The organism is Bacteroidales bacterium (assembly GCA_012517825.1).
GTDB lineage: Bacteria > Bacteroidota > Bacteroidia > Bacteroidales > JAAYUG01 > JAAYUG01.
Genome location: JAAYUG010000197.1, coordinates 1 through 1,607 on the forward strand (window position 1 = coordinate 1; position 1,607 = coordinate 1,607).

General features: G+C 43.6%; 4 protein-coding genes. 2 read left to right on the forward strand and 2 right to left on the reverse strand.

Translation table 11 applies throughout. From position 1 onward, the window contains the following. On the forward strand, positions 1–135 hold a 135-nt coding region (locus GX419_13340), incomplete at its 5' end, for an L-glyceraldehyde 3-phosphate reductase (protein ID NLI25680.1). Then, positions 132–842: a DUF2490 domain-containing protein gene (locus GX419_13345; protein ID NLI25681.1), complete on the forward strand. Its 711-nt coding sequence runs from the start codon at positions 132–134 to the stop codon at positions 840–842. The genes GX419_13340 and GX419_13345, both read left to right, overlap by 4 nt. 16 nt (positions 843–858) lie before the next feature. Here the strand turns inward: GX419_13345 and GX419_13350 are convergent, their stop codons facing one another. Both GX419_13350 and GX419_13355 read right to left on the reverse strand, forming a co-directional pair. After that, positions 859–1,419: a lamin tail domain-containing protein gene (locus GX419_13350; protein NLI25682.1), complete on the reverse strand. Its 561-nt coding sequence runs from the start codon at positions 1,417–1,419 to the stop codon at positions 859–861. Continuing rightward, positions 1,391–1,607, reverse strand: a 217-nt coding sequence (locus GX419_13355; GenBank protein NLI25683.1) for an L-rhamnose isomerase, incomplete at its 5' end; no start/stop codon positions are given. The genes GX419_13350 and GX419_13355, both read right to left, overlap by 29 nt.

Below are 1,607 nucleotides of genomic sequence, written 5' to 3' on the forward strand. Positions count from 1 at the left end.
CGTATTACCTCGGTGCTGGTAGGTGCTTCCCGTGTCGAACAATTGCAGGAAAATCTTGCTATATTGCAGGCACCGGATTTCACACAAAATGAACTGGAAAAAATTGAAGATCTGCTAAAAGGAATGCCAGCATGAAGGGAATGGGAAATAACCTGATCAGTAAACATTTTTTGTTTTTTTCGCCCCTTGTCATCCTGCCCGTTTTGCTATCAGTAGTTTCCATGGAAGCCTTCTCCCAGACGACAGATGAAGAGCTATGGACTGGGGCAGGAATCCGTTATGACGTCAACAAAAATTTCCGGCTGGATCTGGAGCAGGAATGCCGGTGGAAAGACCATATAGGAACATTCAAATTTACTTACACTGAGGTGGGCATCCGATGGCGCATCAGCAAAATATTCAGCCTCCGCGGCAAATACCGCTATCTGTTTGTACCCAACGATCACGATGCCGGCAAATATTATCTGGATGGAAATGTTGATCTGTCAAAGAAAAGGTTCCCGCTGAGCCTTAGTTACCGGCTCCGTTATGAACGGGGCAATGAATTTGTTGTCAGTAAAACGGAAAACTGGTTGCGCAATCAGATTGAACTGAACTGGAATATGTCAAAGGTAGCCGATCCTTTCCTGGGATGGGAAAATTTCAGGCGACTTGACGGCATCAATCAAGCACGTGCCAACCGATATTCCTTTGGCATTGACTGGAGGCTGAGCAAAATACTCTCCCTGTCATCCTTCTATATTTTCGAAGATGAATTCAATGTAAAGAAACCACAGGACCGACACATTATTGGCTTGCGGCTCACATACAGATTCCGGAACAAAGAAATGGTTCAGGAATAGCGCTGAACAAAAATGCTTACAAGTTTTTTGTTCCCGGAGTCGGTTTTTTAAAGTCAACCCAGTTTTTTCCACCGTCAGGCTTTCGGCCAAAGGAAATGTCCTGTTTCATTGCTTTATACCGGATAGAGTCAACGCAAACCGTCTTCCCCTGCTGAAGAGAGTAAATGGCAATAAATTCTCCCTTTTTGTTCAGCTTGAACGGAAGATGCCTGATTCCGGCCGAAGTATTTCCATCAGCCCATAGAACCATAAATCCGTTCGGTGCAATGACTGTTGAATCGGACATACCTGAAGGAATGACATAACGTGAGGGTTTTTCCGGACTGTCAGAGACCATCCAGCCGGCTATATTGACCGGTTCCGAACCTTTATTGTAAAGTTCTATCCAGTCAGAATATTTTCCTGTATTGCTCTGAATAATGGTTTTATTATTGGCCATTATTTCATTAATTACTACCTGCCCATGAAGGTTATGAGCGAAGAAAGCAATCATCAGAACAAAAGGAATCATCTTTCTGAACACCCTGAAAAACGGTAAGTTTTGTGTTTCAGCGTTTACTAAGTACTTTTGTCTCATATTTTTCGATTTCGGAAATATAGTCCGCACCAACAGGCACATTGTTCGTCAGGCAAAAATAATCCCACACAGCACCCCATGGAAGAGCTTTTGCTTCCTCCATGAGGGCAAGTTTCTGAAAGCCCTGGTTCTTATCTTCATAAGCCCTGAGTTCCTTTGAAGGCTCAAGCAAAGCAAAGAGAAAACTC

What these genes read in the sequence shown, in the direction of transcription:
- GX419_13350 (NLI25682.1), bottom strand. Translation starts at nt 1,419, where the DNA reads ATGAGACAAAAGTACTTAGTAAACGCTGAAACACAAAACTTACCGTTT.
- GX419_13345 (NLI25681.1), top strand. Translation starts at nt 132, where the DNA reads ATGAAGGGAATGGGAAATAACCTGATCAGTAAACATTTTTTGTTTTTT.